The sequence below is a fragment of the Micromonospora sp. WMMC250 genome, assembly GCF_027460215.1.
Taxonomy (GTDB): Bacteria; Actinomycetota; Actinomycetes; order Mycobacteriales; family Micromonosporaceae; genus Micromonospora; species Micromonospora taraxaci.
This window is the reverse complement of the sequence record NZ_JAPZBJ010000002.1, coordinates 4,606,040-4,620,356: the sequence shown is the minus strand read 5'-3', so window position 1 is coordinate 4,620,356 and position 14,317 is coordinate 4,606,040. Positions and strand designations below refer to the sequence as shown.

The 14,317-nt window shown below is 71.4% G+C and carries 9 protein-coding genes; 4 read left to right on the top strand and 5 right to left on the bottom strand.

The features are described 5' to 3' along the window. Nucleotides 1–16: 16 nt before the first annotated feature. Nucleotides 17–1,900: a type VII secretion protein EccE gene (gene eccE / locus O3438_RS20685; protein WP_269681491.1), complete on the bottom strand. Its 1,884-nt coding sequence runs from the start codon at nt 1,898–1,900 to the stop codon at nt 17–19. Between the two features lie 281 nt (nt 1,901–2,181). Between eccE and O3438_RS20680 the strand changes: the two genes are divergently transcribed. Further along, the gene (locus O3438_RS20680) at nt 2,182–2,502 is read left to right on the top strand and encodes a WXG100 family type VII secretion target (protein ID WP_088986744.1); all 321 of its coding nucleotides are present in this window, start codon (nt 2,182–2,184) and stop codon (nt 2,500–2,502) included. A 22-nt stretch (nt 2,503–2,524) separates the two neighbouring features. Then, entirely contained in the window at nt 2,525–2,818 is a 294-nt protein-coding gene (locus O3438_RS20675; protein ID WP_269681490.1) for a WXG100 family type VII secretion target, read from the top strand. Between the two features lie 97 nt (nt 2,819–2,915). Here the strand turns inward: O3438_RS20675 and mycP are convergent, their stop codons facing one another. Next, nucleotides 2,916–4,139 (bottom strand): type VII secretion-associated serine protease mycosin, encoded by a 1,224-nt coding sequence (gene mycP, locus O3438_RS20670; protein ID WP_269681489.1) that lies wholly within the window; start codon nt 4,137–4,139, stop codon nt 2,916–2,918. A 152-nt stretch (nt 4,140–4,291) separates the two neighbouring features. On the opposite strand from mycP, the gene O3438_RS20665 reads away from it, so the two are divergent. After that, nucleotides 4,292–7,138 carry an SseB family protein gene (locus tag O3438_RS20665; protein WP_269681488.1) on the top strand — a complete coding sequence of 949 codons (2,847 nt, stop codon included), beginning with the start codon at nt 4,292–4,294 and terminating at the stop codon, nt 7,136–7,138. Continuing rightward, nucleotides 7,135–7,500 (top strand): hypothetical protein, encoded by a 366-nt coding sequence (locus tag O3438_RS20660; RefSeq protein WP_269681487.1) that lies wholly within the window; start codon nt 7,135–7,137, stop codon nt 7,498–7,500. The genes O3438_RS20665 and O3438_RS20660 overlap by 4 nt, the downstream gene beginning before the upstream one ends. A 4-nt stretch (nt 7,501–7,504) precedes the next feature. Here the strand turns inward: O3438_RS20660 and O3438_RS20655 are convergent, their stop codons facing one another. From O3438_RS20655 to O3438_RS20645, 3 genes are all read right to left on the bottom strand, one after another. Next, entirely contained in the window at nt 7,505–8,437 is a 933-nt protein-coding gene (locus O3438_RS20655) for an alpha/beta fold hydrolase (RefSeq protein ID WP_269681486.1), read from the bottom strand. Nucleotides 8,438–8,603: 166 nt separating this feature from the next. Next, nucleotides 8,604–11,036, bottom strand: coding sequence for an immune inhibitor A domain-containing protein (locus O3438_RS20650; RefSeq protein WP_269683703.1), 2,433 nt, complete (start codon nt 11,034–11,036; stop codon nt 8,604–8,606). Nucleotides 11,037–11,368: 332 nt separating this feature from the next. After that, on the bottom strand, nt 11,369–14,164 hold the full coding sequence (locus tag O3438_RS20645; protein WP_269681485.1) for an immune inhibitor A domain-containing protein: 2,796 nt from the start codon (nt 14,162–14,164) through the stop codon (nt 11,369–11,371). Between the last annotated feature and the right edge of the window lie 153 nt (nt 14,165–14,317).

The window sequence follows — 14,317 nt, the reverse complement described above, 5'->3', positions numbered from 1 at the left end:
GACCATCCTGCTGGGATCAACCGCGCGCCGGTCGTCCGATCAGTTGCGACTCGATCGGGGTGGGGGAGAGCAGCGCCCAGCGCAGCGCCCTGCGGTTGACCACGGCCACCATGTCGTCCCGGATCCGGGTCAACCACTCGGCCGACCCACCGAGCCCCAGCGCGGTGCCGGCCAGGGCGGCCTCGGCGGCGTTCAGCGGTTGCAGCAACGCCAGGTCGGCGCGGCTCAACGTGTCCACGTCCGCCGGAGTCAACTCGTCGCGTACCACGAGTGTGGCCCGCCACGGCGGGCCCGGCTCGGCATCGGCCGGCACCGGCCCCGCGTCGAGGACCAGCAGCAACGGGCGTAGCGCGCTGCCCACCCCCTCGGCCACCGGTCGACCGGGCGGGATCAACGGGATCGTCCCGCCCGGCGCGCCCACACCCCGGACGAACGGTTCCCAGACGCGCGGCCGGGACGTCTGCACCACCACCAGCGCACCGAGGGCCAGGGCACGCAGGGCCACCAACTGGGCCGCGCGCACCCCGCCGACCAGCAACACCCTTGTGCTCTCCGGCCGGAACAGTCGTACGGTGACGGCTCCGCCGTGCCGGTTTCTGCCGACCATCATTCCCGCGTCGCCCACCGTGAGCTCCCAGTCGCCCAACGCGGGGCGGGCCGGCGCTTCGTTGCTGGTCAGCGCCAACGGCAGTGTCGCGCCGAGCCCGCTCAGGTGCGCGCCGTCGAGCCGCCGCAGCTCCCCTCCGAGGTCGGCCACCAGACGCGTCAACGCCTCGGCGGCGACGGCCAGCTCGGTCGCCGTGCCGGCGGCCAGGCGTACGGTCAGCTCGGCCGGCACCCCTGGGTCGGAGGCGGTCGGGGTCGGGCCTGTGGAGATCGACACGGTCGTCGCGGTCACCGGTAGCGCGAGCAGCCGGGGCACCAGCCGCCGTCCACCGGTGCCGTCGGGCCAGCGGACCAGCCGGAAGGTGGCCTGGTGCAGAGTGCCGGATCGAAGCGAGAGCCAGGCCTCCCGTACCGGATGCCCGTCGTGATGGGCCAACTCGCCCAGCACGCGTAGGGCCGCGGGCACGCCCAGCGGCCGCGCGGTCAGCGGACCGAGCCGGCGGACGATCCGGCGTACCGTGCCGGCGAGCACGCGGCGCAGATCCTCTCCGGTCCAGCCGTCCACGCGCAGCACCCGCACCGCCACCACCGCCCGCTCCCGACCGGCGAGCCGCCCGTCGGTGAGCTGCCGGTACGACGTGCCGACCGTGCCGGTCGCCGCCGGCACCGGTGCCGGCGCCCCGCTGAGCAGCAGTTGGACCCGTAGCGGGGGAACATCCGGCCCGGCCGGCGGCAGCAACGCGGACGGCGCGGGGATGGCCCGGGACGCGTCGCCGAGCAGGTCGCCGGGGTCGCCGAGCTCCAGCAGCACCACCATGCCCGCGGTGTCCTCCAGCACCGCGGCCGGCCCGCCGGTCAGCTCGGTGGACTGGACGACGGTGCCCGGAGCGACCAGTTCGAGTAACTCGGCTGCGCCGGCCGGGCCGGGCAACTCCCGACGACGGGTCAGGTGCTCGGCGGCAGTGCCCAACCACTCGAAGAGCCACCGGCCCCGGATCCGGACCACTGCCACCGCCACCAGCAGTACGGCGACGAGCGTCGCCGCCGCGGTGACCGGTGCCGGCCGGCCGAGGGCGACGAGAACGAGTGCCGCCGCGACCTGCGCGGTGACCAGTTGACCGGCCCGGACGCCGACATCGCCGCCCCGCGCGAACGGCGACCGGCGAGGTGGTGCCTGCTGATCGGCGAGCCCCGGCCCGCGGTCGGTGGGCGGGCCGACCGTCGGTGGCACGGTCGCCGGCCCGGACCGGGCCGGTGTCGCCCGGTGCGGTCCTCCGGTGGTGATCGCCGGCACCGCGCCTCCTCGACCTGTGGGGACCGTGTCGGGCGGGCGACCGACGGCCGTCACGCGCCGCGACGCGGCTGCAGCACATCGTAAGTGACCGATGGCTGCCGTGGTTGTCCACAGGGGAGCCGCAGGGGGTAGCAGAACTGCTACGAGGTCGCTACCGTCAGCCACGAAGTTCGTCGCTGACCCGTGTCTCAGTGCTCGACGGCCGGGCCGAGCGGCCGACGCGCCCCCAGGGTGGGCGCGTCGAGAGCCAGGTGCGAGCGGAGAGACGAGGTGACGTCCGGGTGTCCCAGACGCAGGCAGAAGCCGCGGTGATGCAGCAGACAGCCGCGAAGTTCGAGCAGGTGGACCAGTCGTTGCAATCCATGCTGACCGGCCTGCTGGCCGAACTGGAGGTGTTGCAGCAGGCCTGGCGTGGCGCCGGTGGTCGATCGTTCGAGCAGGTCAAGCAACAGTGGTCCCAGGACCAGGCGGCGCTGCACCGGGCGCTGCGGGAGACCGCCGGCGCGATCCGCACCGCCGGCCGGCAGTACGACGTCTCCGACGACGAGGCCGCCAGCCGGGTAGCCGGCACCAACCGCGGCGGCATCCAACTGCCGCTCTGAACCCGCCCGGGGAGGAAATCCGATGGACCAAGGTGTGCTGGTCGTCAACTTCGCCGCGCTTCAGCAGGCCGGCGCGGACATCCAGAAGGCGTTGAACAGGCTCGACTCGCAACTCGGTCAACTCGAACGCGACGCCGCTCCGCTGGTGGCGAGCTGGACGGGCGAGGCCCGCCAGGCGTACGAGCAGCGGCAGGCGCGGTGGCGGTCCGCCTCGCAGGACCTCCAGGCGATGCTGCGCGACATCAAGGTGGCGGTGGGTGACTCCGCCTCCGACTATCTGGACACCGAGAAGAAGAACACCGGGCTGTTCCAGTGAGTGCGGTGAGCCGGGAGCGCTGACCATGTCCAGGTCGGTGCCCCGGCCGCTGCGCAGCGGCGGCCGGGGCAGTGCGCGGAGCGCCGGGTCTGCGAGGTCAGGCCTCGCCGGCTGGTTGCCAGCGTCGGCGGGCGCCGCGGGGCAGCACCAGGGCGAGCAGCACCACGGTGACCGCCGTCAGGCCGACCACCACGCCGACCAGCAGGGCCCGATCCCGTGCCGACGCCCGCCGGGCCTGGCGGGCGAGCGTCGCCGGGTCGGCTCGGTCGTCGGCGAGCGCGGTGACCTGCCCCGGGCCGGCCGCACGGCTGCCGCCGGTCTCGGTGACCGCCCGGTAAGGGTTCAGCACACCGGCGCCGTACCCGCCGCCCCGGCCGACTCCCGGAGCCGGGTCGGCGGTGGCGATGATCCGCTCGGCCACCTGGGCAGCGGTCAGCTCCGGTCGATACTCGCGCAGCAACGCGGCGGTCGCGGCCACGAAGGGCGCCGCGTAACTGGTGCCCTCGACCTGATGGTGGCCGGCGCCGGGCGCGGCGGTCAGCACCTCGCTGCCGGGTGCCACCAGGTCGACGTACGGGCCGGTCTGGGAGAAGGTGGCCCGCGCCCCGTCCGCCCCGATCGCCCCCACGCCGATCACCCCGTCGTAGCCGGCGGGAAAGGGTTGCGGGTCACCACTGTCGTGCAGGTTGCCGGCGGCGGCCACCAGCACCACGTCGCGGTCGACCGCGTACCGCACCGCCGAGCGCACCTCCGGGTCGTCCGCGTACAACACGACGGACAGGTTGACCACGTCGGCGTCGTGGTCGACGGCCCAGCGGATCGCCCGGGCGAACTCGCCGGCGGTGACCGTACGGCCCGACTCCCGACCCTGCACCACCTGCTGTTCACTCACCCGCACCGGCAGGATCCGGGCATCCGGTGCGAGGCCGTGGAAGGCGACCCCGGGGCGGGGCGCCGCCGCGATGATGCTCGCCACGCCGGTGCCGTGCCCGGCGCAGTCCCGGCTGCCGTCCCCGCCGACGTCGAGCAGGTCGGTGCCGGTCAGCACCCGCTCGGCCAGCTGGGGGTGCGCCCGATCCACCCCGGAGTCGACCACCGCCACGGTCACCCCGGCGCCGGTGGCCAGGGGTGCGAGCCGGGTCGGGTCGTACCGTCGCTGTGGCCAGGGTGCGGCCGTGACCGGCCGGGCCGGGGCGGGGGAGGTCGTGCAGGCCGGCACCAGGCGCAGCCCGGCGGTGGCGGCGACCGTCGGGAGGGCCGGTACGGTCAGGAGGCCGGCTGCCAGACCTGCGACGACCGGGCGCGTGATCGGTCGAGACATCGACGGCCTCCGTATCGTGTCGGCTCCGGGACGGGATGTTATCGCCTCACCCACGCCCCGGCAGACCGCCGACGGCCAGCCATTGTGATCTTGATACCACCTTGTAGGTTGTACGCGATACCTGTGGCCTGTTCTCGGAAGGGGAGGTGGCCGTGACCGAATGGGAGCCGGCCACGGAGGCCGAGGTGGCGATGCGCGACGCGCTGCACGCCAACGACCAGGAGCTCTACTTCCGGCTTCTGTCCCGCACCGACCTGCTGTTGCCGGTCTCCGCCCCGACGCAGCCCGGCCAGCCGCCCACCGGCTGGGGCACCTGGACCACCGGTGGTCGGACGCACGTCCTGGCCTTCACCTCCGCCGCCGCACTGCGGGCGTGCCTCGGTGAGCATCCGGGCAGCAACCGACGCGTCCCCTTCGCGGACCTCGCGGTCGGCTGGCCCAATCAGGAGTGGTGGCTCGCCGTCAACCCTGGCCTGCCGGTCGAGGGTTACCTGCCGGCCTGGTTCGTCGCTCAACTCTCTCGGGGCGACGTTCGCCTGCCCGGCCGTGCCATGGGTGCCCGCGCCCGACTCGAACGGGCGGAGACCCTCGCCCGCACCCGGACCGGGTCCTCCGGTCGGGACGCGACGCCGGCCGCTGGTCGACAGTCGGCGACTGGTACGTCGTCGTTCGGCTCGGACGCGACAGTGCTCGCTTCGACTCCGCCGCCGGTTCCGCCTGTCCCCGTTCCCCCTGCCCCGGTCCCGCCTCCCCCCGTTCCGCTTGCCCCGGTCCCGCCTGCCCCGGTTCCTCCTCGCGGGTCCGCGTGGGATGCGCAGCCCCGGGTGGGTGCCCCCTCGGTGCCGGGCCCGGCGTCCCGCACGCCCACCCCTGCCGAGCCGTCGCGCCGATCCGGCGCGGAGGATCTGCCCGCCGGTCAGCGCCCACCGACCGAGCCGCCCCGACCGAGCGCCCTGCCCCGGACCGGTCGGCCGTCCCGGTTCGCACCGTTGACGCCTGCCGACCACCCCGGTGCCGACCAGCCGAGGCCCGGCTCGGGCTGGCCCGCGGCGGATCGGCCGGGCGACGACGGTCCGCTCGGCGGCACCGGCAACGGTGGGCCGCAGGCCGCCCGTCGCTCCTTCTTCGAACCCAGCACCACCCGCGATCGCGGACCCGACCCGAGCACGAGCGGAGGCCGTCCAGGTGACCGGGCCGCCCCGCCGACGCGCTTCGGGCGTGGCAGTCAACCCTTCCCACGCCGCCGCCCGGCCGACGCGCCGGCCGACGAGACCGCCACCCGGGCCTTCCCGATGGGCGATCCGGACGCCACCCGGCCATTCCGGCAGCCGGTGGCCGACCTCGGCGCACCCCGAGGGGTACGCGCACCGGCTCCCGCTGAGGAGGTCACCCAGCCTCTGCCTCCACGCCGGCCCGACCTGCTGGCGGAGGAGCCCACCCGCGCCTTCCGGATGACCGGCGAGTCGCCGCTGACCCGGGGGCCGGAGCGGCCCAGCCCTGCGGCGGAGGAGACCCAGGCGATCCCCCGCGACCGGCCGAGCCCGTACCCGCCCGTGGAGGAGCTGTCGACGTCGGCTGCGGAGCCGGTGTCCGGCCCGCCTGCGCCGCGCCGCGGCTTCACGCCCATCGTCATCGAGGGCACCATCATCGAGTCCCGCGACCTCACCGCCCCGGTCGAGACCAGCGGCCCGGCCGACGCCGCCCAATGGCCCCGCAACCCTGCCGACACCGCCCCGCCGCCGTTCGGGTCGACGTCCTCCGGGCCGAGCATGTTCGGCCCGTCGTCGTTCGGCCCGGCCCAGCCGTCGTTCATCCCGACCCAGCCGGTGCCGAGCCCGTCCGTTGTGGGATCCACCGTTCCGACGGAGACCACAGCCGCCCGCGTCGACAGCCCGGTCGGTGGCGGTGCATCCGACCTCGGCAGCTCGTCGGACGGCGTGCCGGGCACCGATCTGCCCGTCGGCGACGAGAGCCGCGCCGCGGACGACGACGGGCAGCGCCCGCCGGCCGACGACCCGGCGGCGGCTGACTTCGAGCCGGCCAACACGGTCGAGGAGGACCTCCTCGGCGCCGCCGGCTCGGGCAGCACCGACACGTTCCTGTCCACACTGCTGCTGGCCCGGGTCCTGCTGCCGGCGGCACCGGAGTCGCCGCGCGGAAGCCGCCCCGGGGATGCGGGCTTCGTCTGGCGTACGGCCCAACTCGACGGCGAGACGTACGTGGTGGTCTACACGTCCCCGGAGCGTCTCGCCGACCACTTCGAGGGTGACGTCGACACGGTCCGGGTGAAGTTCGCCCAACTGATCCGGCGTTGGCCGGACGAGGACTGGTCGTTCGCCGTCAACCCGGGCACACCTGTCGGTGCCAAACTGCCCGGGGAGCAGATCGTCGCGTTGGCCAACTGGGCCGCCGAGGTGGGGCTCGGTGACGACCTGGAGGTCGACCCGGAGGAAGCCCCGGTCGCGGCGGAGCCCACCGCCCGCCCCCGGTACGCCCCGGCGGCGGTCGACCCGACGCGACCGACCGTCATGCAGAAGGCGATCGCACCGTCCCAGCTCGCCTACTACCTCGACCGGGGGTACGACCGGGTCTCCGGCTTCGTGCACCGGGCCGGTGAGTTGGCGCACCTGACCACGCCGGCGCAGGTGCACGACGCGCTCGGCCTCAGCTACCCCGGTTCGCCGTTCTCCCGGGACGCCGAGGAAATCTACGTGCTGCGCTGGCCGGCGCACCGGCCGAGCCTCTACCGCATCCCGTACGGCGGTCAGAACGAGCCGGCGATGCGAGCCATGGAGGGCTGGGTCATCGAGCGTCCACCGTTCCGGGGCAACGGTTTCGCCCCGGGCGAGAGCAGTGACGTGGTGGCGGAGTTCAAGGTGGACAGCGCACGCCTCCCGCACGGCGCGCAGCTGTGGCGGATCGGCGCGGACGGCACCGAGCGGGTGGTGGCGGAACTCGACACCGACACGGTGGTCTGGCGACGGGTCGGTGAGGCGTGAAGCGCGACGGTTACGTGGCCCGTTGGCAGGGCCGGGAATACCAGGCCAGCCCGGACGGCGACAACATCCGCCTCTACCAGCCGGAGCCGGGCGAGGGCTTCGACGAGGTCCGCGCGGGCCGGTACGTCCGGGTGCTGCCGGCGACCGAGATCGAGGACCTGGCGTACGTGCGGACCACCTGCACCTGGCAGGGGCAGCCGTTCATCGTGCTCGGCGAACACGACGCCTGGCTGCGGGTGGAATACACGGGTGGTCGCTGGCCGGTGGCGGAGGCGATGCGGCTGGAGGTCTTCGACTTCGGCGTCTACCAGGGGTGGGCGCCGGCCGCCGAGGTCACCGACCTACGGGAGCAGCGGGTCTGAGCGGTCAGCTCTTGGCCCACCGCAGGATCTCGCCGAGCACCAGATCGGGCGTTTCCAGGTGCGGGAAGTGCCCCACCCCGTCGAGCAGCCGCCACTCGTAGGGCGCGACGACGTAGCGGCCGGAGCCCAGGGCGGTACGCGGCAGCGAGGCGACATCCAGCGCGCCGTGCAGTTGCAGGGTCGGGGTGGACAGCGGCTTCTGCATCAGGCGGACGAACCGGTAGCCGTGCAGCCGCAACAGTGAACGGAACGCCCACCGGTAGCCTTCCAGGGCGCAGAACGCGGCCTGCGGGATGCGCATCGCCTCCCGGCACCGCTCGGTGTACGCCGCGAACTCCGGCCCCGCCACCCAGCGCGGCCCGCCCCAGCGGCGCAGGATCTCCGCGACGCCTGCCGCGCCGTCCCGGGTCAGCACGTGTTCGTAGCGGGGCAGCTGGAACTTCAACGCCGGTGTGGACGCGGCGAACTGCCCACGCGGGTCGGCGAAGATGGCGGCGCGTAGTCGCAGCGGGTGCGGCGCACCCAGGACCACGAGCCGACGGACCAGCGACGGGTGGAACGAGGCCACCGTCCAGGCCACCATGCCGCCGAGGCCGCTGCCGACGATCGTCGCCGACCGTTCGCCGAGCGCACGGATCAGCCCGGCGATGTCGGCGGCCAGGGTGTAGCCGTCGTACCCCCGTGGGGGTTTGTCGCTGGCACCGTAACCGCGCAGGTCGACGGCGACCGCCCGGAACCCGGCGTCGGCGACGGCCGGCAGCATCTGGTGCCATGCCCACCAGTGCTCCGGGAAGCCGTGCAGGAAGAGCACCATCGGCCCGGTGCCGGCCTCGACCACGTGGAACCGGGTGCCGTTGGCGCCGACGAAGCGGTGCGTCCACGGCCCTTCGGTGAGGACACAGGACTCGTCGACGGCTCCGCCGCGCTGGTCGGTCATGGCAGACAGCCTAGGGCCCGGCTGCCGCCGACGACCCTGGTGGTCGCGTTGAACAGGGGAAAGCCCGGGTTTGACCCGGAGCGGTGCCAGGGTCCGGGCTCGCACAACGGGCGACGCCCGGGCAGGTGGTCTGCCCGGGCGTCGCTTGGTGCTGGTGGATCAGTGGTCAGCTGATCCGGATCTTCATCGAGGTGCCGTCCTGCTCCAGAACCTTGATCTTGACACCGGTGGCGGGGAGCTTGACGCCGTGGTTCGGCAGCTCCTCGTAGAAGTACTTCTTGGTGTCGTCGAACAGCGGCTCGGCAGCCTGGCCACGGATGTACTGCGGCTGGCTGTTGAGGTGCAGGGTGAACGAGTCGGCCTTGTTCAGGCTGAACGGCGCGTCGTACATCTGGATGCGGGCGCGCCACGGGGCACCGGTCAGGTTGTAGATCGGGCGCGGGTGCGCGTCGATGTACAGGTTGCGACCCTCACCCGGGTGACCACCCGGGTTGGTCGGCGAGGCCGGTGCGGTGTTGTTGTCCTCCCAGCGGGTGTTCCAGTACGAGATGAGCAGGCCCTCCTGGTACGCGTAGTGGTCCACCCAGTCCGGGCGGGTGTTCGCGTAGCCGAAGAAGTACGGGCCGGTCTTCAGGTACTTGTCGTAGGACACGTAGGACCGGTTGCCGGCGATGTAGAAGTTGTCGAACTCGTCGGTGTAGGTGGCACCGACGGCCTCCCACTCGTCGAGCGCCCAACCCGCGTCGGTCTCGGCACCGTCGCTGAACACCGTCTGGCCGTCGGCGGTCACGGTGATCGCGTCACCGAAGAAGCCACCCTCGGACACGCCACCGTCGGTGACGTAGTGCAGGCGGACCTGCGCCACCTTGCCGGCGATCGAGGTCAGCGGGATGTTGATGTCGGCCCACGCGCCGTTGCTGGTGCCGTCGAGGGCCGGGCGGCCCGCGCCGTCCACGCCGATCGGCTGGCCGTTGACGGTGCCGTCCAGGTCGGTCCAGGTCTGACCGCCGTCGGTCGACGCCTCGAAGTAGAGGTAGTCGTAGCCCGCTTCGATGCTGTACTTGCCCTTGAGCGACAGCGCCGCCGCGGACTTGCCGGTGAGGTCGAACGTCCTCGTCATGGTGCCGTCGAGGTTGTCCTGGTTGCCGGAGAAGTACTGCTTCGAGCCCTCGAACGGTGCGCCGTAGTTGAAGGTGTACTCCCGCGGCGGCAGCACCACCACGACGGCCTGCGCCTTCTCGGAGTTGTACTCCTGCGGGCCAAGCTCCAGGGTCTGCTTCTGCCCCGCCACGACCACCTCGTAGTCGAGCCAGCCGAGCTGGAACTTGTTCCAGGCGCCGAGGTCGCCGCCCCGGTCGCCGATGCCGACGTCGTTCTTGGCGCCGAGCCGGCTCTGGGCCATCAGGGTCCAGTGCTCGTTGCTGTTGTCGGCGGGGCCGTAGTCGTCCGGCAGACCGAGGTCGTGACCGTACTCGTGGTAGAAGACGCTACGACCGCCGTTTTCCGGCTGGATCGTGTAGTCGCGGATCCAGACGCCGGTGTTGCCGATCTGGGTGCCACCGATCGGGAAGTTCGGCGGGCCCACGGGCGAGCTGTTGAACGCCGACCAACGGTGGCTCCAGATCGCGTCCTCACCCTGCTGCGGGTCACCGTCGGCCTGGTCGCCGCCGGAGTGGACGATCTGGAAGTGGTCGATGTAGCCGTCCGACTCGTTGAAGTCGCCGTCGCCGTCGTAGTCGAAGCGGTCCCACTGGTCGAAGGACTTCATCTCCGCGGCGATCTCCGCGTCCGTCCGGCCCTTGGCCTTCTGGTCGGCGACCCACTGGTTGGCGGCGTCGCGGATCAGGTTCCAGGTGTTCGAGCAGACGTTGTCGCCGCAGACGGCGGGATCGCCGGTCGGGTCGTCGTCGGCCTTCGGGTCGTCGGAACGACCGTAGCGGGCCTCGTTGTACCGGACCTTGACCCAGTCGGTCACCTCACCCTCGACGGTGTAGCGACCCGAGGACTGCGCCTCGTAGTACTGCTTGAGCGACTCGTCGCCCGGGTTGGTGCCGAAGTACAGCTGGCGGAAGTGCTCCGGGCTGAAGTCCGGCTGCCAGATGGTGGAGTTGTCCACGGCCCGGTTGGGCTCGGGGATCTTGTTGTGCAGCGGCCCGTCGAACGTCGCCGGTCCGGCGATGTCCGGGTTCATGTCCTTGTCCGGGTAGGACGGGTGCCGCTCGTCACCGAACTCGGCCAGGATCACGAAGATCTTGTCGGTCCGCTCGCGCTTGAGCTCGACGTACTGGTCCCTGGTCTCCTGGCCGCCGCCGGCGCTGCGGGCGCGGGCGTTGGTGCTCGCCTTGCCGACCTCGCCGACCTTGACAACCGTGCTTCCGTTGCGCTCGATCGGCTTGCTGCGACCGGTCAGCACGTCGGCGAGACCCTGCTGACGCAGCGCGCGGCGCTTCTCCTCGAGCTTGTCGGGGAGCTCATCCTTCAGCGCCTGTGGTTCGGCAGCGGCCGGTGCTGCTGCCGGCAGTTTGGGCTGCGGGGCCGCCGAGGCGGACGGGCCGAACGCCAGGCCTGTCGCCGTCAGTGAAAGCCCGAGCAGACCCACTGCGACTTTGCGCACGTGGTACCTCCGGTGTGAGGGAACCGGCCCAACGGGGGTACGGGCCGGTGGGAGATCGATCCCACTAGTGGGACCAATGGTGAACATAGACACTGGCGGGACGGGTGGGAAGACGGACGCGTCGATTTGTTGCAAGATTTTGTTGGGAATGCTTTTCACCGTCACACACCAGGGCTTCATCAGCCACGCTGACCAGCGATGATGAGTCCGGTCCCGTATACAGCGACCTATCTCGATCAATTTGATCGATGTACGACAGTGGGGCCGGTGACGTCTCCGTCACCGGCCCCACTGTCAGTTGTCGAACGGGAAAACCGTTACTTCTTCGCCGGGGTGACGAAGATCTGGGCGGACGAGTTGTCGTTCGCCGCCTTCTTGATGGTGAGCGAGACGCCGTAGTTCACGCCCTGGTCACCCGGGTTACCGGTGCCCAGCACGATCGCCCCGCCGCCCAGGGTGACGCCGTAGAACTCCGGCGCCGGGCTGCCGTCCGGGTTGGTGACCCGGGTGGTGTACGGCGCGTTGTCACGCGACGGCAGGACCACCGACGCGTCGTTGTCCCGGGCGTACGCGGCACCGTCGCGCATCTCGATGCCCGGGTACCAGCCCTTGGCGTCGGTGAACGACTTCACCGGCGGCAAACCCTTGAACTTCGTGCAGTACGCGCTGTACGGCTCGTCCGCCGCCTCCAGGCACTCCGTGAAGGGGTACGTCCGGTTCAGCGTGAACGCCGCGTTCGACGACTGCGGGCGGCTCGGCAGGTTGTCCGTCACCGACGGGTCCTTCACGGCCGCCTCGCCGGTGCGGCGCAGCGGGTCGAAGTGCGAGTCGACGATGAGCAACCCGCCCTTCGCGCCGTAGCTGGGCAGGGCGGTCATCTGCCCGGTGACGTGGTTGACGTCGCCGAGCGCGGTGTCCCGGTACCAGACCAGCATGCCCGGGGCGTTGTAGGAGATCCGGTCGACCTTCCACGCCTCGTGCGAGTAGATGGTGTCGTAGGCGTACTGGAGGCCCTTGTCGAAGCCGTCGAAGTTGCGCCACTCCGCCAGGTAGTACTGCGCGTGCACCTCGGTGCCGGTGGAGATCTTCCAGCCTCCGCCGGTGGTGTCGACGAAGGTGCCACCGGTGGCCGTCCAGCCGTTGGCGCCGCCCTCGACGTCGTCACTCCAGGTGGTCGCGCCGCCGCCGGTGACCGAGAAGTCGTCGACGAACCAGTTGCGCTCCTCGAAGGCCTCGTCGGTGGCCTGGCGCAGCCGCAGCTGGACCGTGGTCCCGGCGTACGCCGACAGGTCGACGTAGTCGTGCCGCCAGCCGTCGGTGCTGCCGGTCAGGCCGTACTTCTTGCCGCCGAAGTCGTTCATCCGGCCGTTCGGGTCGGCGTAGCCGTCCGGAGTGGTGACCACGGCGCCGGACTCGTCGTACACCTTCTGCTCGGTCCAGGTCGTACCGCCGTCCGTCGAGAGCTCGACGAAGCCGTAGTCCCAGTCCTCCTCGATGATGTAGTTGTTCCACATCCAGAACTTCGAGTCGGCCGCCGCCGGCACGTCGACCGAGCGGCTCAGCTTGACGTCCGCCCACTCCTGGTCGTTGTTGCTGTGCCACATCTTCGTGCCGCTGTGCGGCGTGGCCAGCGTCGTCACCTTGTCCGGCAGGTCGACCTTGATGCCGTCCTCGGAGTCGATCGGGGTACGCGACGTCTGGCCGAGCTTGACCTCGCGGGGGTTCGAGCCGGGACGGATGGTCAGCGGGTCGGCCCAACCGAGCACCCACTTGTCCCAGATGCCCATGTGCGTCGGCAGGGCCTGGAAGATCTCACCGGAGTGCGAGCCCGAGGCCATCAGGTCCCAGAAGTCCACATCGGAGTCGGCGTTGCCGGACGTGTCGTAGAGGTCCGGCAGGCCCAGGTCGTGACCGAACTCGTGGGCGAAGACACCGACACCCGCGTCCTCCGGCTGCACGATGTAGTTCGACGCCTTGATGGTGGTGCCCGGGATGGTGTAACCGCCGGCGACCGTGGAGGAGTGCGCCCAGACGGCGTACACGCCCTGGTCGCCGCCGCCGCGCGACTTGCCCTGACCGGCGTGCACCAGCACGAGGTGGTCGATTACGCCGTCCGGCTCGAAGAGGTTGCCGTCACCGTCGCGGTCGGCCTGGTCCTCGATGTCGTAGTCGGCCCACGGGAAGTTCGGGTCCTTAGCGACGAGCGCGTCGATCGCGTCGGTCGCCAGGCGGCCGGCGCCGGCCGGGTTGTCCGGGTGGCCGTTCATCGACTGCTCACGGCCGGGGACCCAGGCGCCGGTCTCGTCCTGGAAGCAGCGGTTGGCGGCGTACCAGCCCTCCGAGTGCGGCACGGTGATCCACGGGCTGGCCTGCCCGTCCACCGTGTACGCGTTCTTGGACATCTCCAGGTACATGTTGTGCATCGTGCGACCGGACAGGTCGATGCCCTTCTTGCCGTCCGGGCCCTTCAGGTCGGTGCGGACCCGCTCGGTGATGCCCTTCTTGCTGTACAGCATCTTGTTGTAGTGCTGCGGCGAGAAGTCCGGCACCCACATCGAGTTGTTGTCCTCGTGCGGCAGCCGCGCCGGGTCCGGGATCTTGTTGTGCTTCGGGCCGTTCTGCACGGTGCCGGGAACGCAGGTCCGGTCCTCGAACACCGTCTTCGGCACCATCACGCCGGTGAAGTCGTCGTTGGCCTTGTCGTTGAACTCGACAAGCAGCGTCAGCAGCTTCGCCGTCTGCGTGGTAGGGGCCTTCTTGAACTTGCGGGGGTTCTGGCCCGTCTTGAGCGACTGGGCCTCGGCCTTCGCCAGCTGCCGGGCCGCCACCGGGTTGCCCCGGGCGTGCTTCTGGTCGAACGCGCGCGCCGACTCGGCGGCAGGGGTGTAGACGCCGCCCTTGCCCTTGACCTCACGACCGTTGGTGTCCGGCTGCACCTCGGGCTCGGCGTAGTTGATGTAGTGCTCGTCGGCCCCGATCACCGCCCTGGGGGTGGGGGACGACGACTGGGCGGCCGCGCTGCCGGTCACGGTCAGTGACGTGGCCGCGAGGGCGATGACGGGCAACGCGACGAGTAGTCGTCGGCGCGACCCCGGACGGGAGTTTCTGTTCATGCCACTCCGTTTCTCGGGCAGAGGACGTCGGCGGGACCCGTGCGCCGGGGCGCGTCGGGACCGGCCGACGAGCGTGAAACTAAATGACAAACAAGCCGTACGACAGGATCGTGATCGATGCGTTACCCGTTCGGTGGGCGCGCTGCTCGTCGT

Coding starts and splice junctions, on each gene's coding strand:
- O3438_RS20675 (WP_269681490.1), top strand. CDS start 2,525: ATGGACCAAGGTGTGCTGGTCGTCAACTTCGCCGCGCTTCAGCAGGCC.
- mycP (WP_269681489.1), bottom strand. CDS start 4,139: ATGTCTCGACCGATCACGCGCCCGGTCGTCGCAGGTCTGGCAGCCGGC.
- O3438_RS20655 (WP_269681486.1), bottom strand. CDS start 8,437: ATGACCGACCAGCGCGGCGGAGCCGTCGACGAGTCCTGTGTCCTCACC.
- O3438_RS20645 (WP_269681485.1), bottom strand. CDS start 14,164: ATGAACAGAAACTCCCGTCCGGGGTCGCGCCGACGACTACTCGTCGCG.